Genomic DNA, 19817 nt, shown 5'->3' on the forward strand with positions numbered 1-19817 from the left:
GCCTGCGTTTCGCCATCCGCGAAGGCGGCCGCACCGTCGGCGCCGGCGTTGTGTCGAAGATTATTGAATAATTCGCGCAAGCGAATGATCGAACGAAAAGGGCGTCCCTCGGGACGCCCTTTTTGTTTGAATTTAATAATCCCGAGAGGCCCAATAAAGACTGTGTCGAAAATCATCGAGTAAGTCGGCTTTGCCGACTGGTGGGCGGCAGTTGCTCTGACAGAGCAATGAGAGCCCACCCCGTTGAACTCAAGAAGGCCGTCTCAATCTGGGGCGGCCTTTTTTGTTACCTATAAATTCATGAATTACATTTCGTACTATCATCACGGCCGAGGCGCATGCATTATTCCTAAAGCAAGTTAGTGTTGAGGAGCTCCGTCATGAAGGTAACCGCGATCATCTTGAGCCTCGTTTTGGCCAGCACAACTCCGGTATGGGCCAGCGAAGAAAGCAAGACGTGGGACGCGTCCGACGAGGCGAAGCAGTTTGTGAAGGACACGATCGTCCTTGGCATGTTGGCCAGCCCCTACGGTACCGGCTGGACTGAGTACGATCAGCTTCATGACTATTTTGAACTCGCTCGGGAAAACGGCATTACCGGGCATGAGATGACCTTGGCTGCGGCGGACATGTCCTTTGAAACCCTGCTCGAGCAGCACTACCACTATCGCGCGGCTATGGCAGAGCAACCTGAGAACTTTCTGATCGTAAACGAAACACGCGATATCGAAGCCGCCCATATTCAAGGCAAGACAGCTGTCATCTGGAACAGCCAAACGGCCACAATCCTGAACGGTGATCTCAAAAAGATGGCATTGCTCAAGGATATGGGGATCAAGAGTATGATCCTGGCCTATAACGACATTTTCCGTACCGGCTCGGGGCAGTTGGCGGCCTATAACGGGCGCGACATCGGTCTGACACCCTGGGGTGAGTCAGTGATCGATGAAATGGTACGGTTCGGCATCCTGTTGGACCTAAGCCACACGGGTTCCAAAACGGCCAACGATGCCATGGACTATATGGATGAGAACTATCCAGGTGTGCCTTACGTGTATACACACTCGGTTCCTGCGGGGCTGTACGCGAACGAGCCCAATGCGACGACAAAAGGGTGTTACCGGGCCATTCCCGACGATGAAGCGTTGCGGGCGGCCAAATCGGGTGGCTATGTCTCTCCGACATTCACGGAATGGATGATGGACGGCGTTTGGCCAGAGGATATTTCGCCCAAACAAGCTGCTGACATGATTGATTACTATGTGCAGCTGGTTGGCGTGGACCATGTTGGCATAGCGACGGATGACATGTTCTCGACCGAACTTGTCGTCCAATTCGCGACGGCAAATGCCAGCATGTATGACGACGGTGGTTACATGATTGATGCGTTCAACAAAGGGGCCACGGGCAACGGCGAGTTGGCCAAGATATTGGCTGCCGTAACGGATGACTTGTGGGCGCGTGGATACTCCAACGAAGATCTCGCCAAGATCTATGGCGGCAACAAAATGCGTGTTTTCGCTCAGGTCTGGGAAGGGAAACCTCCGCAGCAGTTTCTTGAAGAGTATCCGGAACGTTTGCGTATGCGAGAGGAGTTCAGAGAGCTTTTCCCGACCCGCTGAACCCCGGGTCGCAGTCGTGCATTCTCTGCAGGTTCGGAAAACTGGGTTAAAGTGAATTCATTGCATTTTAAGCAGGAAAGAGGTCGTAAAATGAACATTTCATCGCTCTCAGTTCTGGTGACGGCTTGTGCGGCTATCTCTGCCGGTTCCGCCCTCGCTCAACAAACTGCGGACACGATCTATTCTGGCGGGCCTATTCTGACGATCAATGATGATCAACCCACGGCTGAGGCCGTTGCCGTCAGGGACGGCCGTATTCTGGCCGTAGGCTCCCTTGAGGAGATCGCGGACCTGCGGGGCGATGACACGCGCGCCTTTGATTTGGCCGGGCGCGCCATGCTTCCGGGCTTTGTGGATAGTCACGGTCATGTGGTGATGGGTGGTCTTCAGGCTTTGTCCGCCAACCTGCTGGCACCACCTGATGGGGAAGTCACCGACATTGCCAGCTTGCAGGCCGCGCTGTCCGAGTGGGTCGCGGATAACGCCGAGGTTGTAGACCAGGTGCAGATGATCATCGGGTTCGGCTATGATAACGCGCAACTGAAAGAGCTGCGCCATCCAACTCGCGATGAATTAGACGCGGTTTCCGCCGACTTGCCCATCGTGATCGTTCATCAGTCCGGCCACCTCGGCGTGGCAAATTCGAAAGCTCTGGAAATCGCGGGTATCACGGAAAGCTCTGAGGCCCCTCCGGGTGGGGTCATCCAGCGGGATGAAAGCGGGCGGCTCAATGGGGTGCTTGAAGAATATGCCTTTTTCGCAGTTCTGGTACCGATGCTGAGCAATCTGGGCGAAGAGGGCATGATTGCCTTTGCGCGTGCCGGCAGCGACCTGTGGGCGAAATACGGGTACACAACCGGGCAAGAGGGGCGGTCTTCCGGTCAGATTGTTCAGGCCTTGCAGAAGGTAGGAGCCGAAGACGGTCTGCCCATTGATATCGTCGCCTTCCCGGATGTTCTGGAATCGCGTGATTTTATTGGCGCAAACGTGTCGCGCGACTATCAGGACCGGGTGCGGGTCGGCGGCTGCAAGCTGACCATTGATGGATCACCGCAGGGGTTCACGGCGCTTAGAGATCGCCCATATTATGATCCGGTCGGCGCGTATCCGGCGGGGTATGCTGGCTATGCAGCGATCACGATGGATCAGCTGCAGGATGCCGTGAACTGGTGTTACGAGAACAGCATCCAGATTCTGGTCCACTCGAACGGCGAGGGCGCGTCGGATATGCTCATCGCGGCGCTTGAGGTCGCCCAGATGAAGTATGGCGACCCAGGTAATCGACCCGTGTTGATCCACGGCCAGTTCCTGCGCGAGGATCAGGTGGCGAGTTTCAAACGTCTGGGTGTGTTTCCGTCGATATTCCCAATGCATACTTTCTATTGGGGAGATTGGCATCGCGACCACACGGTCGGTCCGGTGAACGCCGAAAACATCTCACCCGCGGGCTGGATTCGCGAAAGAGACATGATGTTTGGCACCCATCATGACGCGCCAGTCGCGCTGCCGGACAGTATGCGCGTGCTGGCCGCAACTGTTACGCGCAGAACCCGGTCGGGGGATATTCTGGGGCCACATCAGCGCGTCGATGTCATGACAGCGCTCAAGGCGATGACGCTCTGGCCCGCGTGGCAGCATTTTGAGGAAGATGACAAGGGGTCGATCGAGGTCGGCAAGGTTGCCGATTTTGTCATCCTGTCCGACGACCCGACGGCGATAAACCCCGAAACACTTGCGCAGTTGAAGGTGCTGTCGACGATCAAGGAGGATGCTGTCGTATATCAGGCTGAAGAAGGTGTCCGAGAGGGCAGGCTCAACCACTCGCCATTTTCGAATGACCCGGTTTTGGCGCATGTGTTTCTGCATGCGATTTATCAGGGAATGCAGGTGGAACAGCCTTGGTTGGCGATTGATCAAGGCAAGGTGCAGTGACACCAGACCTATTCGACGCTTTATGAGTGTCGAGCTTGTCTAGTGTTTTAGGCCGCTTCGCGCCAAGCGGCCTTTTTATGATCACATTTGTCGGTATGTTCTTTGTGGAAACAAAGAAGCGCAGCAGCATGATCAGATCGTTACCTAAATTCGCCCTTTCAGCAGTGTTTGGCCTGATCGCCAGCGCGGGAGTCGCGAAGCCGTTGCTGACAGATTCTCAGTCCACTTATGTGTCGGCCTGTCTGGAACAAAGCGACACGCCAGAGCGGATGATCGAGATCTGCCAGCACGGGCTGGGCGGCATAGGTGCGTCTGACCGACAGCGCATCGAAATGTTGGATAAGCTGGGCTGGGCTTACTACGATCTTGATGCCCTGGACAAAGCTGAGGAGGCGTTTGCCGAAATCCTGAACCTGGATCCGAATGCTGAGGTCGGGCTGCAGGGGCGGGCATGGGTTCTGTATAGCAAAGACGCTTTCCCAGAGGCGGCCAACCTGTTCCGGAAGGCGGCGTCGCGCAAGCCGAGCGCCGGCAACATGGCTGGGCTCGCGGCCAGCGCGCGACGGGCCGGGCAGGTGGATTTTGCGGAATTCGATCAGATGATGCAGACCGCGCTGGCGCTGAACCCCGAATACACTTGGGCGATGCGTGAACTGGCCTGGAGGCTTGTGGATCAACATCGGTTGGACGAGGCGTTTGAGCTGTTTCAAAAGGCCAGCGATCTTGACCCCTATGACCCTTACGCTGCCTATGGCATGGCCTTTGTCCTGACCGAGCAGGATAAGTGGGAAGCCGCGTTTGATCCGATCAGCCGGACTTTGGACCTGAAGCCGGATTTTGTTTCTGCCCTGTCGCGGCGGTCCCTGATCTTGCTGATGCTGGATCGGCCTAAACAGGCGCTCAAGGATGCCGAAGCAGTGATCGCCGCCAAACCCAACGACGCGGATGGCTATGTGCGCAAGGCGCGGGCGCTGTCCGATCTGGGGCAACGCGCGAAGGCGCACTTGGTTTTGGAAGAGGCTGAGAACCGGGCCGGACCGGGGTCTTATCTGCTGTACTGGCGGGCCAGTCTGTTCGCGGATGACCTCGATTATCCGGCCGCACTGTTTCACATCCGGCGCAGCGTGGCGCTCGAGGGCGCGGATCGCTTTGACCATCGCCTGCACGCAGATATTGCCTTGTGGTTAGAACACACCGAGGAGGCGCGCGCGGCCATTGAGCGCGCGTTAGATCTGTACCCCGGCGGCGAGTTTGAACAATACACAAACGCTTTGGTGATGGTCGCCGAGGGCAGGTTCGATGAAGCAGAGGCAGCTTTCGATGCAGCCAGCCAGGCAGGTTTGCCGGAGGATTACCTTGGCGACTTCCTCTCGGCGCTGGTGGCCGAGGGGCGATTTCTGCAGGCCATCATGATGCGCGCCCGGTATGGCAATGAGGGCCTGCGCGACGTGCCGCGCTCGAACTAGCGCGCCACGTTACTGTCCGTGCGACTTATCCCAGCGCTGATTCCGCTGCGTTGCGTACCGCTGTGATGTTCTGGCCATAGACATCAGGGTTCTGGACCGAGCCGCCTTTGAACACCGCTGATCCGGCGACCAGCACGTCCGCACCCGCTGCGGCAACCAGCGGTGCGGTCTTGGGATCAACGCCGCCATCAATTTCGATGTGAACGGGACGATCGCCGATCATCGCGCGCAGCTTGCGGACCTTGTCAGTCATGTCGATGAACTTCTGACCTCCAAAGCCGGGGTTCACGGTCATCACACAGACCAGATCGGTCAGGTCCAAAAGGTGCTCGACCGCCTCAGCTGGCGTGCCCGGGTTCAGCGCCACGCCGGCTTTCAGGCCAGCTGCGCGGATGGCCTGCATCGTGCGGTGCGTGTGTGGCCCAGCCTCGACATGGGCGGTCAGGATGTCCGCCCCGGCGTCGGCATAGGCCTGAATATAGGGATCAACCGGTGTTATCATCAAATGCACGTCCATGACCGTTTTGACATGCGGGCGGAACGCCTTAACGGCCGGGGGGCCAAAGGTCAGGTTAGGCACAAAATGGCCATCCATCACGTCGACATGGACCCAATCAGCCCCCTGCGCTTCGATGGCCTGAATCTCGGCTCCGAAATTGGCAAAATCGGCGGACAGGATCGACGGGGCGATCTTGATGCTGCGGTCAAAGCTCATGGCTGGCCTCATGTAGATAGCGTGTTGGCACCGCATATAGCGGCGATATGCGGCGATGGGTAGGCCCATTGGGTCGCAGCGGCGTTTACAAAACTTTCACCCAATCGACACACAACCGTTGAATCGCATCTGTAGCTGACCGCCAACACGAATTGGGGGTGGCAAGTGCTGCGCATTGAGAATCTGACGAAACGCTTCGGCGAGAATGTCGCCGTTGACGCAGCGACGCTGGATGTGGACAAGCCCTGTATGATAGGCATCATCGGTCGGTCCGGCGCGGGTAAGTCGACCCTGTTGCGGATGATCAATCGCCTGACCGATGCAAGCAACGGTGAGATTCTGTTCGAGGGCCGCGATGTTACCAAGCTGAAGGGCCGTGACAAACGCGCATGGCAGGCCGATTGCGCGATGATCTTTCAGCAGTTCAATCTTGTGCCCCGCATGGATGTGGTCTCGAACGTGCTGCATGGCACGCTGAACCGCCACTCGACGCTGGCGACCATGTTCAACCTGTTCCCGATGGAAGACATCCACCGCGCGATCGACATTCTTGATCGCCTTGGCATCGCCGAGCACGCGCCCAAACGGGCCGAAGCCCTGTCGGGTGGTCAGCAACAGCGGGTCGCCATTGCACGCGCCCTGATGCAGGACCCCAGCATTATTCTGGCGGACGAACCCATCGCGTCGCTCGACCCGATGAACGCGCAGGTCGTGATGCAGGCACTGCGCCGCATCCACGAAGAGGACGGTCGCACCGTCATTGCCAACCTGCACACGCTGGACACCGCCCGGCGCTATTGTGACCGCGTGGTCGGCATGCGCGATGGACGTGTCGTGTTCGACGGCTTGCCCGAGCAGCTGACAACCGGTGTGGCCCGCGAAATCTATGGGGCCGATGCCAGCTTCTCGGAAGAGGCGACCTCGACCGAGATCGATACGCTGGACGCGACCCAGAAGGCGCTGATGGAAGCCGAGGCCACCATCTAAGCCCCTTTCACCCCTTTCATCGACCGGCCGATGAAAGGCCGGCACATCAACCCGGAGAGAGAGACAGATGAAAAAACTGATTGCTGCCCTGGTGGCCACAACTGCACTGGCCGCACCGGCCATGGCTCAGGAAATCAACGAATTCCGCATCGGTATTCTGGGCGGCGAGAACGCTCAGGACCGTTTGAACAACAACGAATGCCTGCGCGAATACACCCAAGAGGCGCTGGGCGTCGAAACCAAGCTGTTCGCGCCTGCCGATTATGACGGTGTGATCCAGGGCCTGCTGGGCGGCACCATCGACATGGCGTGGCTGGGCGCATCGAGCTACGCAAAAACCTACCTGAGCGACGCCGAAGCGGTTGAGCCGGTACTGGTCAAGGTCAACACCGATGGCGGTTATGGCTATTACTCGATCGGATTTGCCCGCAAAGACAGCGGCATCACCTCGCTGGATGACATGAAGGGCAAGACCTTTGGCTTCGGCGATCCCAACTCGACTTCGGGCTACCTGATCCCGTCGATTGAAATTCCGCAGGCCACCGGCGCGACCATGGACTCGGGCGACTACTTTGGTGAAGTGAAATTCACCGGCGGTCACGAACAGACCATCGTTGCCGTGAACAACGGCGACGTTGATGGTGGCGTCACCTGGGCCGACGGTCTGGGCGACTGGGAAGATGGCTATCAGTCGGGTGCTCTGCGCCGTGCCGTGGATGCCGGTCTGGTCGACATGAACGACATGGTCGAGATTTGGAAATCCAAGCCGATCCCCGAAGGTCCCATCGTTCTGCGCAAAGCTCTGCCCGCAGACGTCAAAGAAAAGATGACGGCCCTGATGGCTGGTCTGGCTGACAAAGACCGTGATTGCTTCTACGGCGTTGCGGCGGGCGAGGCCCGTGCGTTCGAGCCGATCACGCATGACGCTTACGAAATCATCATCGAAGCGCGCAAGCTGAAGTCCAACTAAGCCTGCATATCCAATGATCGGGGTCCGGTGGAAAACCGGGCCCCGTTTTTCCACTCAGGAGCATTCCATGACAGACCTGACCGCAGGGTCCCCCAGCGTCGACCAGATCCGGTCCGACTATACCGAGATGACACGACGCAAGCGGGTCTATGGTGGTATCCTTCTGATCGTATTCGTGGCCCTGATGGCCGCCGGGTTCCGCACCGCCGACAGCCGCAACGCGGGCAGCTTTGCCGATGGCTGGCATCGGATCTTTGACTACCCGGCCGAGGTGTTATCCGAGGCGTGGGAAAAGATCGACTTGCTGCCCGCCAATCTGGTCAAGTTCTTTCCGGCGCTGGTCGAGACCATCAACATCGCTGCAGCCTCAACCCTGATCGGAACGATTGTCGGCACGTTTCTTGCGCTGATGTCGACCCGCGGCATGGCGCTGTGGCCGTCGCTGATCCCACTGTTCCGCCGCATCGCCGATATCTGCCGCGCGGTGCCTGAGATCGTGATCGCGCTGGTGTTGATCTTTGTTTTGGGCGGCGGCCCGGTTCCTGCGATGATCGCCATCGCTATCCATACCGCAGGTGCGCTGGGCAAACTATTTTCCGAGGTGAACGAGAACGCCTCGCTGAAACCGGTCGAGGGACTGCACTCGGTGGGTGCCAACTGGTCACAGCGGATGTATCTGGGTGTGATCCCTCAGGTTGGTCCGAACTATGTCAGCTATGCGCTGTTGCGGTTCGAGATTAACATTCGCGCTTCAGCCATTCTGGGTTTCGTTGGTGCGGGTGGTCTGGGCTATGAGCTGCGGAACTCGATGTCCTGGGGGCAGGGTCGCTATGACGAGGCCGCCGCGATCTTTCTTCTGCTGTTCGTCACAATCGTTGTCGTCGATCAAATCTCGGGTCTGCTGCGCGAGCGTTTGACCCACGGTTCCGAAAAAGGAGCGCGGGCATGAGCACCTTCGCCACCGACCTGTCCATTGACGAGCTGAAGGCCGAGGCTGATCGTCTGTTCAACCGCAAACGCCTGACCAACTTTGGCCTGCCCGCGCTGGTTCTGGCCTATCTGGTCTATGTGTTCTTCGCCTTCGATGTGCCCGGACTGGCCGAGCGCGCAAACTGGCAAAACGGGAAGACGTTGATTGCGGACAGCTACAGCTACAAAACCCATATCGAGCGCGATAACCGCACAGGCGAGGTTTCGGCGGCCGTCGAAGGCGAACGCAAAGGTCGCTACCCGGACGGGCAGGCCCCAGATTGGGTGAGCCTGGGCGAGACCACAGTGATCGACCTGGAAGACGGGCATGTCGTGCGCTTTGGCCCTGAGACCGTGGAATATGACATCCCTGGCTATGGCACTGTCCGCGCCACCCCAACCCGTTCCGCGGGTGTCCAGGCCGAACTGCCGGCGGGCGAAATCCCCGAATGGATCAATGTCTCGAAGAACCGGATGGCGATCACCACTGATGCTGGCCGCCTGACGGTGACCCGCAACAGGTCCGAGGTGTTTCGCTATTTCAATGGCTGGGAGCTGTTCTGGTTCACACTCGACAGCCCGTATTACGGCAAGTCCTTCTCGGAATTGGCCGGCAAGGCGGCCCAAGGTGAGGCCGGAGAGATCTTCAACGATTTCTGGACCAACAAGATGTGGCGGCATCAGGACGTCGCTTGGGCGATTTTTGAAACCATCCTGATGGCGTTCCTTGGCACGTTTGGTGCAGCCATGGTGGCGTTGCCATTGGCCTTTATGGCGGCCCGCAACTTCAACCCGCTGAGATCGCTGAGGTTTGCTACACGCCGCATCTTTGATTTTGTGCGCGGCGTGGATGCACTGATCTGGACAGTTATTCTGGCGCGGGCATTCGGACCCGGACCATTGACCGGCGCGTTGGCCATGCTGGTGACGGATACGGGCACTTTCGGCAAGATATTCTCGGAAGCGTTGGAAAACGTCGATCAGAAGCAGATCGAAGGGGTTCAGTCCACAGGCGCGAATGCACCGCAGCGTTATCGCTTTGGTGTGATCCCGCAAGTGACGCCAGTGTTGCTGAGCCAGCTGCTTTACTTCCTTGAGTCCAACACCCGCAGCGCCACGGTGATTGGTGCGATTACGGGCGGTGGTATTGGCCTGCTGCTGACGCAGGCAATCATCACGCAGAAGGATTGGGAAGAGGTCGCCTATTACATCGTCCTGATTATCCTGATGGTGATGCTGATGGATTGGTTCTCGGGCTGGCTGCGTCGGCGGCTGATCCAGGGCGAGACCGGCAAAAAGCGGAAGGCTAAGGACCCTAAAGCGAAATCTTTCCCGCTGCCGTGAACCAGGACATCAAGACCATGCCGCGACTGCGCTCCGATCAGCCGTTTGTTCATCCTGATTGCAGTATCACCAACAGCGCGTTTGGCGCGTTCGTAGAAATCGGCGCGGGAACACGTGTGGCGAATTCAGAGTTCGGGGATTATTCCTATTGCGACCGGACCTGTGACATCGCGAATGCGCGGATCGGTAAATTCGCAAACATAGCCAGCTTCTCGCGGATTGGTGCAACGGATCATCCGATGGAGAAAGCTTCGCTGCACCATTTCCTGTACCGCTCGGCGGATTATTGGGATGACGCCGAGGACGACGCCGAGTGGTTCAAACATCGCGCAAGCCGCGTGACTGTGATCGGCCACGACACATGGATCGGACATGCAGCGATTATCAAGCCCGAAGTCACCATTAGCCACGGCGCGGTGATCGCTTCGGGGGCGATCGTCACCAAAGATGTTGCGCCCTATACCATTGTCGGCGGCGTAACCGCTGAACCCATTCGCGACCGATACTCACCGGGGGTAGCCGAGCGCATGATAGAATTGGCTTGGTGGGATTGGGACAACGACCGTCTGCGTGCCGCCCTGCCGGATTTTCGTGCGCTGAATGCCGAGGCATTTCTGGAAAAATACGAAACGGCGTGAGTGCCTATCAAACGAAAGCTCCCGCGCCCGCGTCTGCATCGGCTTTGCCGATACGGTCTGGCGGTCTTGGGCCCGGCGCCGCGCTGTGCGCGGCGCCGGGCCCAACGGGATGAGACCTCCGTCAGGAGGTCGAAGACGTGCGGGAGTGCCGGCGAAACTTAACCCTCGTTCAGGGTCAGTGTGACACGGTCTCCGGCGAACACGGTCCGACCATACTCGACGGGCAGTCCGTTCGGGTCAGCGTTTACGCCTACGGAAAACAGAACCGGCGCGCCTTCGGTCAGTCGCAAGTGTAGGGCCTGGGTTGCTGTTGCGGCACGCGCTGTCAGTCGCGTTGAAACACGTGTGTAGTCCTCGACCCCGCATCTTTGCAAGGCTTTGGTGACTGACTGGGTTTCTGACAGTGCATCAAGGATGTCAGGCAGGCGATCCGCGGGAAAAACACTTTGGAACAAACCGATGGGCTGCCCATCCGCCAAAGACAACCCGTCATAAACATGAACCTGATCGCCTGCATTGATCTGCAACGCCTCAGCCTCGGCCTCATCTGCCGCGCGGGTCGTCAGGGTCAGGATTCTCTTTCCCGGGATCTTGCCGCTGGCAGAGATACTTTTGTGATACCGCACGCGTTTGCCGATCGCGTAGTCCGTGGGTTGAGCCGCCACGAAAACGCCAGCCCCGCGGCGCGCATGGACCAAACCCTGCTCTGACAGATCAGACAGGGCGCGCCGCACCGTATGGCGATTAACCCCGTGTTTTGCCGCCAGTTGCGCCTCGGTCGGCAGGCGGTCACCGGTGTTGTAACGGCCTTCGGCGATGTCCGAGGTCAGGCTCAGGGCGATGCCTTTCCAGACGGGTGTTTTTCTCATGTCATCAAAACTTCACAAGGTTACGGATTGCGAGTCACTGCGGTCGCAGGTAATATTTGTCTAGTTGTATAGTTAAAATAGACAACCTGGCCAAGAGGCTTTGATGGCAGATCAAACAGAAATTTCGAATGTGGCGCGGCAGGGCTGGATGGGTCTGATGGCGCGCGCGCCCGAAGGTGCATTGATGGCGCTATGGGAAGAATACAAAGCGCATCCCCGTTTTGAGTGGCTACGTCGTCCCGAAGTGGGCGGCGTGATGGTGCGCGGACGCGCCGGAGGTACGGGTGCTCCGTTCAATGTCGGCGAAATGACGGTTACGCGCTGTTCGTTGGTGCTCGAGGATGGAACGGTTGGGCACGCATATGTGCAGGGCCGGTCCAGGTCTAAGGCCGAGGCGGCGGCGCTGATCGACGCGTTGATGCAAACAGCTGCTGCGGACGAAGTGCGCGACCAGGTCATCACCCCACTCAAGGATCAGATGCAGGCCGTCAAATCCGACCGCGCGGCCAAAGCTGCCGCAACCAAGGTCGAGTTTTTCACCATGGTACGGGGAGAGGATTGATGTCCGTGCAAACTCAGTTTTCAGGCGGGTTTCAGAATGCTCCGGTCCAGGCCGCACATGCATTCCGCGCTGCAATGACCGTGATGGCCCGACCGGGTGAGATTCGTGAGTTGAACGGTGGTCAACCACCAGAACCGCTGTCTGTCGCGGCGGGTACGTTGCTTTTGACGCTATGTGATCCGGACACCAAAGTTCATTTGGCCGGAGCGACCAATACGGACGCCGTGCGCGAGTGGCTGACATTCCACACCGGGGCGCATCTTGCGCAGGCGCCCGAGGCAGATTTTGCCGTTGGTACGTGGGCGGAACTGGGGTCGTTGAGAACTTACCGTATTGGTACGGCGGAATACCCGGACCGGTCGGCGACCCTGATTGTCGAATGCGACGACCTGCAGCAGACCGGTGCCGAACTGCGCGGGCCGGGGATCAAGGGCACCGCAAGGCTGAACCTGCCGGATGTCCCGGCGCTACAGGCCAACGCGGCGTTGTACCCTTTGGGGCGTGACTTCTTTTTCACCTGCGGCGACCAAGTGGCAGCCCTGCCGCGTAGCACGCAGATCAGTGCGGGGGCCTAAGCAATGTACGTAGCAGTCAAAGGTGGTGAAAAGGCTATCGAAAACGCGCACGCCTGGTTGGCAGAAGAACGGCGCGGTCCAACGGATATTGCCGAGCTGAGCATCGCGCAAATCCGCGAACAGTTGAGCCTTGCAGTCAACCGCGTAATGGCCGAGGGGTCTCTGTATGACCCTGATCTTGCAGCGCTTGCGATCAAACAGGCGCGCGGCGATCTGATCGAGGCGATTTTTCTGATCCGGGCTTATCGCACGACCCTGCCGCGATTTGGATATTCGAACCCGGTCGAAACCGGTGAGATGGCCTGTGATCGGCGCATCTCGGCGACGTTCAAGGATGCACCGGGTGGGCAGGTCCTAGGACCGACATTCGACTATACGCACCGCCTTTTGGACTTCAAACTGGCTGCAGAGGGCGAGGCTCCTGCCGCGCCAGCAGGGCAGCCTCGCACTGAGACCACGCCCCACATTACCGAATTCCTGAAAGGTGAGGACATCATTCAGGACGAACCCGCCAACGAAGATACGCCGGGCGATCTGACGCGCGAACCGATGGAGTTTCCCTCGACCCGCCCCTTGCGCCTGCAGTCCCTGACCCGAGGGGATGAGGGGTTTGTGCTGGGCATGGCCTATTCGACCCAGCGCGGCTATGCCCGTAACCACGCTTTTGTGGGCGAGCTGCGGATCGGCAAGGTCGCGGTTGAGATGGACATCCCTGAGCTAGGGTTTGCCATCGACATCGGCGAGGTTGAGCTGACCGAATGCGAAACGGTTAACCAATTCAAAGGCTCGAAAACCGAGCCGCCGCAGTTCACGCGTGGGTACGGCCTGGTCTATGGTCAGTCTGAACGGAAATCCATCGCCATGGCGCTGGTCGATCGCGCGTTGCGTTGGGAGGAATTGGGCGAGGACAATCTGGGCGCTCCGGCGCAGGACGAAGAGTTCGTCCTCAGCCATGCAGACAACATTCAGGCCACCGGGTTCCTAGAACATATCAAATTGCCCCACTACGTGGATTTCCAGTCCGAGCTGGAACTGGTCCGCAAACTGCGCCGCGAAGCGGAAGAGCGGATCACTCCGAAGGAGGCAGCAGAATGAAGGCTGTGGTCTTTGACATCGGAGGCGTGCTGATCGACTGGCAGCCTCATTTGGCCTGGGTCGAGGCGCTGGGGTCTGAGGATGCCGCACACGCGTTTATCGAACGCACCGGGTTTCGCGAACGCAATGCCCGCGGCGACAATGGCGAGCGCTTTGCCGACATGGCGAAAGAGCTGGACGATCCGCAGGATCAATCCCTGTTCGCAGCCTATGTCGAGCTTTATACCCGTACCGTTGAAACCCCGATCCACGGAACTTGGGAAATTCTGGACCGGCTCAAGGCGCAGGGTACTCCGGTCCATGCGATCACAAACTGGTCGGCGGAAACCTGGCCCGAAGGGCTAAAGGTCCATCCCCGGTTGGGGGAGGTCTTCGGAACGCTAGTCGTGTCAGGGCGGGAAGGTGTCATGAAGCCTGACGCACGCATCTTCAAAATGCTCTGCGAACGGGCAGGGATAGCTCCGCATGACTGTGTGTTCATCGACGACGGTTTGCACAACGTCCAAGGCGCGCAGGCAGTGGGCATGGATGGAATCCATTTCACCTCGCCGCAAGCGTTGGAGGCCGCACTGTCTGAGCGGGGATTCCTATGATCCGGAACACATGCCCAAGCGGGAAATCCCGGTGGATCACCCGACCGATCAACCCACGGGGTGTTGCAGACTTCACTCGCCCGGAGGGTCTACGCAGGATCCGACCGAGCTCCATTCGCCCTTCAGGTCCCGCTTTAGCGCGCGATGCCGCCGCTTCGAATGACGAGAGTGCAAGAAAAGATAAAGCAAAAGCGCCAATAACAGCGCACCTAACCAAAATACGTCCACAAATACACCAAAAAACAAAGTGATACATCAAAATGAATGAGTATAACTTCGCATATTTGGACGAACAAACCAAGCGAATGATCCGCCGTGCTATTCTGAAAGGGCTGGCGGTGCCCGGATATCAGGTTCCTTTTGCCAGCCGAGAGATGCCGATGCCTTATGGTTGGGGCACAGGTGGCGTGCAGGTTTCAGCCGCAACACTGACGCCCGATGACACGTTTAAAGTGATCGACCAGGGTGCCGATGACACCACCAATGCGGTGTCGATCCGCAAGTTCTTTGAGAACACGGCAGGTGTTGAGACGACGGAGGAAACCGAGAAAGCTACGGTCATCCAGACGCGCCACCGTATCCCCGAGGCCAAGCTGCGCGAGGATCAGATCATCGTGTATCAGGTTCCGATCCCGGAACCACTGCGCTTTCTGGAACCACGCGAGACCGAGACCCGCAAGATGCACAGCCTCGAGGAATACGGGCTGATGCATGTGAAGCTGTACGAAGACATCAGCCAGCACGGGGCGATCTCGACCTCATATGCCTATCCGGTGATGGTATCCGACCGCTACGTGATGGACCCGTCCCCGATTCCGAAATTCGACAACCCAAAGCTTGAGATGGACGCGATCCAGCTGTTTGGAGCGGGGCGGGAACAGCGTATTTACGCGGTGCCGCCGCACACCAAGGTCGTCAGCCTGGATTTCGAGGACTACCCGTTTGAGGCCACCAAAGCAGACCATCCCTGTGACCTGTGTGGGGCCGAAGACAGCTATCTGGACGAAGTCATCATGGATGATGCAGGCAACCGGATGTTTGTCTGCTCGGACACCGATTACTGCCGGTCGCGCCGCGAGGCGGGCCACAAGGGCCGACTGGCCGAGGAGAACGCAGCATGACCCCCCTGTTGCAGGTCAAAGGCATCGAAAAGCGCTATGGCGCGCGGATCGGTTGCATGGATGTGAGCTTCGATCTCTACCCCGGTGAGGTGATGGGGATTGTGGGCGAAAGTGGCTCTGGCAAGTCGACCCTGTTGAACTGCATGGCCGGTCATCTGGAACCGGATGCGGGGCAGGTCATTTTTGACACCCGCGCTGATGGGCCGGTCGATACGGTGACCATGTCTGAGCCTGAGCGTCGGATGCTCAGCCGCACGGACTGGGCTTTTGTGCACCAGCATGCGCGCGATGGTTTGCGTATGTCGGTCAGTGCTGGCGGCAATATTGGCGAACGTCTGATGGCTGTGGGTGATCGCCACTATGGTGACATTCGGGACCGCGCCGTTGACTGGCTGGGTCGGGTCGAGATCGACGCATCTCGTGTCGATGATCGCCCGTCAGCGTTTTCCGGTGGGATGCAGCAGCGCCTGCAGATCGCGCGCAATCTGGTGACCGGGCCGAGGCTGGTGTTCATGGATGAGCCAACGGGCGGTCTGGATGTCTCGGTTCAGGCACGTTTGCTGGATCTGCTGCGGGGACTGGTGCGCGAGATGGGGCTGAGCGCGATTATCGTCACGCATGATCTGGCCGTTGTACGCCTTTTGGCGGATCGGCTGATGGTGATGAAGGACGGCCATGTGGTCGAGGCCGGGCTGACCGATCAGGTTCTGGACGACCCACAGCATGCCTACACGCAGTTGCTGGTTTCCAGCGTTCTGCAGGTTTGAGTATTTTTGAAAAGATGAAGTGTCATGATTGAGCTTATCAACGTCAGCAAGAGCTTTACCCTGCATAATCAGGGTAGCACGGTCATTCCTGTGATGGAGGGCGCTTCGCTGAACGTCGTGCCCGGCGAGTGTGTTGCCCTGACCGGCGCGTCGGGCGCAGGGAAATCAACGCTGATGCGTGTGATCTATGGCAACTATCTGGCGGCGTCCGGGCAGGTCTTGGTGGGCGATCTGGACGTTGCCAAGGCTGAACCACGCGAGATTTTGGCGCTGCGGCGTGAGACGCTGGGCTATGTCAGTCAGTTCCTGCGGGTGGTGCCCAGGGTGCCGACACTTGAAGTGGTGGCCGAACCGCTGCTGGCGGTTGGGTGCGGCAAGCAGGCAGCGCTGGACAAGGCGGCAGGTTTGCTGGCGCGGCTGAACATTCCCGAACGGTTGTGGACACTTAGCCCAACGACCTTTTCTGGTGGCGAACAACAGCGCGTTAATATCGCGCGTGGATTTGCACATGAGTATCCCGCGATGCTGTTGGATGAACCGACCGCGTCGCTAGATGCGCAGAATCGCGAAACGGTGTTGTCGCTGATCGAAGAAGCCAAATCGCGCGGTGCGGCCATCGTCGGCATTTTCCACGATGTCGAGGCGCGCGCTCGGGTCTGTGATCGAGAGATTGACGTATCCGCATTCACCCCGGGACTGGCCGCATGAGCCTAGCGCCGGTCATAGCGGTTGTCGGTCCGTCTGGTGTCGGCAAGGACAGCGTGATGGAGGCGCTTGTCGCCCGGGTGCCCGGTATCCATCGGGTGCGCCGTGTGATTACCCGGCCTGAGGGGGAAGAGGGTGAGGATTTCGAGCGGGTATCTGTTGAAACTTTCGAGCAGATGGCGCTGGACGGCGCCTTCGCGCTGCATTGGACGGCGCATGGGCTGCACTACGGCGTGCCGGTGGACATTGATGAGCTGCGACACACGGCTGATGGTGTGCTGGTCAACCTGTCCCGCTCGGTATTGCGGCAGGCGCAGGACGTCTTTGGCGATCTGATCGTGATCTCTCTGACCGCGGACGCGAAGGTTCTGGCGCAACGGTTGTCAGCGCGCGGGCGTGAAAGCGCCAACGAGCAGGCACGGCGTCTTGGGCGGGCCAGCCTGCCGCTGTCGGACGGGTTGAACCGGGTGATTGAGGTTGACAACTCCGGGGCTTTGGACGCCACGATTGACGCGATCCTCGCCGCGCTTCAACCGGAAAGGGCGTAACGTTGGATCAGGTGAAACCGCCCATCCCCGGCCTCGCCCATCAGCGCCAGATCATTGATGGCAAACGGGCTGGGCAGCAGCGGCACCAGCTGCGCGTCAAGGGCGACCTTAACCGTTGCCAATGTGGGCTTTTCCAGCTTGCCACTGAGGGTGATGTGAAAGCGGAATGTGTCCAACACGTAGGGATAGCCCCAGCGGGTCAGATTGGCGTCCTGTTCCGGCGTCAGACCCGCAGCGCGGCGACGTTCCAGCTCGGCCGCAGGGGCAGGGGCGCGAAAGCTGTCCAACTCGCGCACGCAAGCCGCTGCAAGCGTGTTCAGCCCGCCCGTATCCCCCCGAGGCCGCAGCGCCAGAAACCGGCCCAGGCGCGCGATGTCCAAACCGTCGAGCGTAACGATGGGTTGCGTTGTAGCCAAACGTTCGCAAGCGGATTGCAGATCAGCCAGAGACTGGCCGTCATTCAGGCGAAACGGCGGCTTCATCGTTGCGTGAAGCCCGTACTTGCGCGGAACCTGCGTTACGGCAGCGACATCGATGCCCTCAATATCCGGGTGGGCAACCTCTGCCCCCGCTTCCATGTCCCAACCCAGCCATCGGGTCGCAAATTTCGTCCATTCGGCCTTGGCCGGTGGCGCAAAATAGATCGCGTATCGCGTGAATGTCACATTGGCCTCCTATGCGTGGCCTTCCCAATAGCTCAGAGTTTGTGAAGTTCAGATGACAGAAGAAATGATACTTGCCAATGCCACACTTGTTCTTCCGGATGAGACGGTTACCGGCAGCGTTCACATCGTCGGAGAAACCATTGCCGAAGTCGCAACTGGCCCTGTCGTGCCAGCGGGCGCGGTAGACTGCGAAGGCGATTACGTTTGCCCCGGCCTGGTCGAACTTCACACAGATAATCTTGAGCGTCACATCCAACCGCGGCCCAAGGTTGATTGGCCCCATTCTGCAGCCATTCTCGCACACGATGCGGAACTGGCCAGCACCGGGATCACAACCGTTTTTGATGCGATGCGCATCGGCTCGATCCCATCGGGCAGCCGATACAAGAAATATGCGCGCGGCCTGTCGAAAGAGCTGTGGGACCTGCGCGAACAGGACGCCCTGAAGATCAGCCACTTTCTGCACTTGCGCGCCGAGGTGTGCTCGGAAACGCTGGTGGACGAATTGGATGAGTTCGGTCCCGAAGATCGGGTGGGGCTTGTATCACTGATGGATCATACGCCCGGACAGCGGCAGTTCCGCGATATGACGCAGCTGGAAGCCTATATGAAGGGCAAACACGGGATGAACGATGATGAGTTCCTGCAGCATGTTGCGACGCTCAAGGCGCTCCGGAACCGGTTCGGTGACAAGCATGAGGTTGAAACCGTCAAAGCCGCCAGCCGCTTTGGCGCAATGCTGGCCAGCCATGATGATACCACCGAAGGGCAGGTGCGAGTCTCTGCCGGTCATGGAATAACACTGGCCGAGTTTCCAACGACTGTTGAGGCGGCGCGGGCCTGCCATGATCATGGAATCAAGGTGATGATGGGGGCGCCCAACGTGATCCGTGGTGGGTCGCATTCCGGCAACGTCGCTGCGCATGAACTGGCGGAATTGGGCCATCTCGACATCCTGTCGTCGGATTACGTCCCGTCAGCGCTGCTGTTGTCTGCCGCGCGGTTGGGAGAGATGTGGGGCGATTTCGCCCGTGGCCTGAAAACCGTGACAAAGACCCCGGCCGAGGTTGTCGGGCTGGATGACCGCGGCGAGCTGCGCGCAGGCGCGCGCGCGGATGTCATCCGGTTCCGTATGCGCGAAGGCGCACCCGCGCTGAACGGTGTCTGGTCGCGCGGGCGTCGCGTCGCCTGATCAGGCCCTGTAGAACAAGTAACGGTCCGGCGCGATGGTGTCCGGGCCGTTGATTTGGTCAAACCCAACCAAGGGCTGACCCGAGATCAGCAGTCCACCGGGCAACATCACTTTCGCGATCAATGGGCTGAGCCGGGCGGCCTCGGCCACGTCCTCTTCCTTGACGCCGCGCCCGAAATCATAATGCGCCAGCGCGATCTTCGGTCCGCCCTCGGCCAGCTTCTGCAGCATCGGTTCAGCCTCGCCCTGCAGAAAATCCTCTGCCGGAGGTGTGCTGGACGGATGGCATTGCAACACGCGGTCCATGACCCAGATTCTGCGATCCGGTAGGATTTCCCGAAGGTGGTCATAGGTGCGCCCGTTCCCAAGGCCCATGTCCAGCACATCGCCGGGCATGTCGGCGATCTGTTCGACCGACCAGTTCAGACCGTCGCGTTGGGCGGTCAGGCGGCGCAGCATGGAATCCAGTCGGCTCATTCAGA

Annotated in this window: 22 protein-coding genes; 18 read left to right on the top strand and 4 right to left on the bottom strand. The window is 59.1% G+C overall.

Annotated elements, in window-relative coordinates:
- From J7416_RS00005 to J7416_RS00020, 4 genes are all read left to right on the top strand, one after another.
- On the top strand, positions 1 to 71 hold a 71-nt coding region (locus tag J7416_RS00005), incomplete at its 5' end, for a hypothetical protein (RefSeq protein WP_209223782.1).
- A 309-nt stretch (positions 72 to 380) separates the two neighbouring features.
- Positions 381 to 1622 (top strand): membrane dipeptidase, encoded by a 1242-nt coding sequence (locus tag J7416_RS00010; protein WP_209221956.1) that lies wholly within the window; start codon positions 381 to 383, stop codon positions 1620 to 1622.
- Between the two features lie 90 nt (positions 1623 to 1712).
- On the top strand, positions 1713 to 3554 hold the full coding sequence (locus tag J7416_RS00015) for an amidohydrolase (RefSeq protein WP_209221958.1): 1842 nt from the start codon (positions 1713 to 1715) through the stop codon (positions 3552 to 3554).
- 128 nt (positions 3555 to 3682) lie between these two features.
- Positions 3683 to 5020, top strand: a complete 1338-nt coding sequence (locus tag J7416_RS00020; RefSeq protein ID WP_209221960.1) for a tetratricopeptide repeat protein — start codon at positions 3683 to 3685, stop codon at positions 5018 to 5020.
- A gap of 25 nt (positions 5021 to 5045) precedes the next feature.
- Here J7416_RS00020 and rpe read toward each other — a convergent pair whose 3' ends face one another.
- Complete coding sequence (gene rpe, locus J7416_RS00025; protein WP_209221962.1) at positions 5046 to 5735, bottom strand: ribulose-phosphate 3-epimerase; 690 nt, start codon at positions 5733 to 5735, stop codon at positions 5046 to 5048.
- A gap of 165 nt (positions 5736 to 5900) precedes the next feature.
- Here rpe and phnC point away from each other — a divergent pair, with 165 nt between their 5' ends.
- From phnC to J7416_RS00050, 5 genes are all read left to right on the top strand, one after another.
- Positions 5901 to 6722, top strand: coding sequence for a phosphonate ABC transporter ATP-binding protein (gene phnC, locus J7416_RS00030; RefSeq protein WP_209221963.1), 822 nt, complete (start codon positions 5901 to 5903; stop codon positions 6720 to 6722).
- Positions 6723 to 6789: 67 nt separating this feature from the next.
- Positions 6790 to 7692 carry a phosphonate ABC transporter substrate-binding protein gene (gene phnD, locus J7416_RS00035; RefSeq protein ID WP_209221964.1) on the top strand — a complete coding sequence of 301 codons (903 nt, stop codon included), beginning with the start codon at positions 6790 to 6792 and terminating at the stop codon, positions 7690 to 7692.
- Positions 7693 to 7759: 67 nt separating this feature from the next.
- A complete protein-coding gene (gene phnE / locus J7416_RS00040; protein ID WP_209221965.1) occupies positions 7760 to 8641 on the top strand; it encodes a phosphonate ABC transporter, permease protein PhnE in 882 nt (293 codons plus the stop codon).
- Positions 8638 to 10005 carry a phosphonate ABC transporter, permease protein PhnE gene (gene phnE / locus J7416_RS00045; RefSeq protein WP_209221966.1) on the top strand — a complete coding sequence of 456 codons (1368 nt, stop codon included), beginning with the start codon at positions 8638 to 8640 and terminating at the stop codon, positions 10003 to 10005. Before phnE (J7416_RS00040) ends, phnE (J7416_RS00045) begins: the two co-directional genes overlap by 4 nt.
- A 17-nt stretch (positions 10006 to 10022) precedes the next feature.
- Entirely contained in the window at positions 10023 to 10643 is a 621-nt protein-coding gene (locus J7416_RS00050; protein ID WP_209221967.1) for a chloramphenicol acetyltransferase, read from the top strand.
- A gap of 158 nt (positions 10644 to 10801) precedes the next feature.
- Here the strand turns inward: J7416_RS00050 and phnF are convergent, their stop codons facing one another.
- Entirely contained in the window at positions 10802 to 11512 is a 711-nt protein-coding gene (gene phnF, locus J7416_RS00055) for a phosphonate metabolism transcriptional regulator PhnF (RefSeq protein ID WP_209221968.1), read from the bottom strand.
- 103 nt (positions 11513 to 11615) lie between these two features.
- On the opposite strand from phnF, the gene phnG reads away from it, so the two are divergent.
- The 8 genes from phnG (at position 11616) to phnN (ending at position 17478) form a co-directional block, all read left to right on the top strand.
- Positions 11616 to 12074, top strand: a complete 459-nt coding sequence (gene phnG, locus J7416_RS00060; protein WP_209221969.1) for a phosphonate C-P lyase system protein PhnG — start codon at positions 11616 to 11618, stop codon at positions 12072 to 12074.
- The gene (gene phnH / locus J7416_RS00065) at positions 12074 to 12649 is read left to right on the top strand and encodes a phosphonate C-P lyase system protein PhnH (RefSeq protein WP_209221970.1); all 576 of its coding nucleotides are present in this window, start codon (positions 12074 to 12076) and stop codon (positions 12647 to 12649) included. The genes phnG and phnH overlap by 1 nt, the downstream gene beginning before the upstream one ends.
- Before the next feature lie 3 nt (positions 12650 to 12652).
- Positions 12653 to 13744 carry a carbon-phosphorus lyase complex subunit PhnI gene (locus J7416_RS00070; protein ID WP_209221971.1) on the top strand — a complete coding sequence of 364 codons (1092 nt, stop codon included), beginning with the start codon at positions 12653 to 12655 and terminating at the stop codon, positions 13742 to 13744.
- Positions 13741 to 14337, top strand: coding sequence for an HAD family phosphatase (locus J7416_RS00075; RefSeq protein ID WP_209221972.1), 597 nt, complete (start codon positions 13741 to 13743; stop codon positions 14335 to 14337). The genes J7416_RS00070 and J7416_RS00075 overlap by 4 nt, the downstream gene beginning before the upstream one ends.
- A 260-nt stretch (positions 14338 to 14597) precedes the next feature.
- Complete coding sequence (locus J7416_RS00080; protein ID WP_209221973.1) at positions 14598 to 15458, top strand: alpha-D-ribose 1-methylphosphonate 5-phosphate C-P-lyase PhnJ; 861 nt, start codon at positions 14598 to 14600, stop codon at positions 15456 to 15458.
- Positions 15455 to 16225, top strand: coding sequence for a phosphonate C-P lyase system protein PhnK (gene phnK / locus J7416_RS00085; RefSeq protein ID WP_209221974.1), 771 nt, complete (start codon positions 15455 to 15457; stop codon positions 16223 to 16225). Before J7416_RS00080 ends, phnK begins: the two co-directional genes overlap by 4 nt.
- A gap of 24 nt (positions 16226 to 16249) precedes the next feature.
- On the top strand, positions 16250 to 16933 hold the full coding sequence (gene phnL / locus J7416_RS00090; RefSeq protein ID WP_209221975.1) for a phosphonate C-P lyase system protein PhnL: 684 nt from the start codon (positions 16250 to 16252) through the stop codon (positions 16931 to 16933).
- On the top strand, positions 16930 to 17478 hold the full coding sequence (gene phnN / locus J7416_RS00095; protein ID WP_209221976.1) for a phosphonate metabolism protein/1,5-bisphosphokinase (PRPP-forming) PhnN: 549 nt from the start codon (positions 16930 to 16932) through the stop codon (positions 17476 to 17478). The genes phnL and phnN overlap by 4 nt, the downstream gene beginning before the upstream one ends.
- Here the strand turns inward: phnN and J7416_RS00100 are convergent.
- Positions 17460 to 18143: a DUF1045 domain-containing protein gene (locus J7416_RS00100; RefSeq protein WP_209221977.1), complete on the bottom strand. Its 684-nt coding sequence runs from the start codon at positions 18141 to 18143 to the stop codon at positions 17460 to 17462. The genes phnN and J7416_RS00100 overlap by 19 nt on opposite strands.
- Positions 18144 to 18195: 52 nt before the next feature.
- Here J7416_RS00100 and J7416_RS00105 point away from each other — a divergent pair, with 52 nt between their 5' ends.
- A complete protein-coding gene (locus J7416_RS00105; protein WP_209221978.1) occupies positions 18196 to 19335 on the top strand; it encodes an alpha-D-ribose 1-methylphosphonate 5-triphosphate diphosphatase in 1140 nt (379 codons plus the stop codon).
- On the opposite strand, the gene J7416_RS00110 is transcribed toward J7416_RS00105, so the two are convergent.
- Positions 19336 to 19812: a class I SAM-dependent methyltransferase gene (locus J7416_RS00110; protein WP_209221979.1), complete on the bottom strand. Its 477-nt coding sequence runs from the start codon at positions 19810 to 19812 to the stop codon at positions 19336 to 19338.
- Between the last annotated feature and the right edge of the window lie 5 nt (positions 19813 to 19817).

The sequence above is a fragment of the Ruegeria sp. R14_0 genome, from assembly GCF_017743975.1.
Classification (GTDB): Bacteria; Pseudomonadota; Alphaproteobacteria; order Rhodobacterales; family Rhodobacteraceae; genus Ruegeria.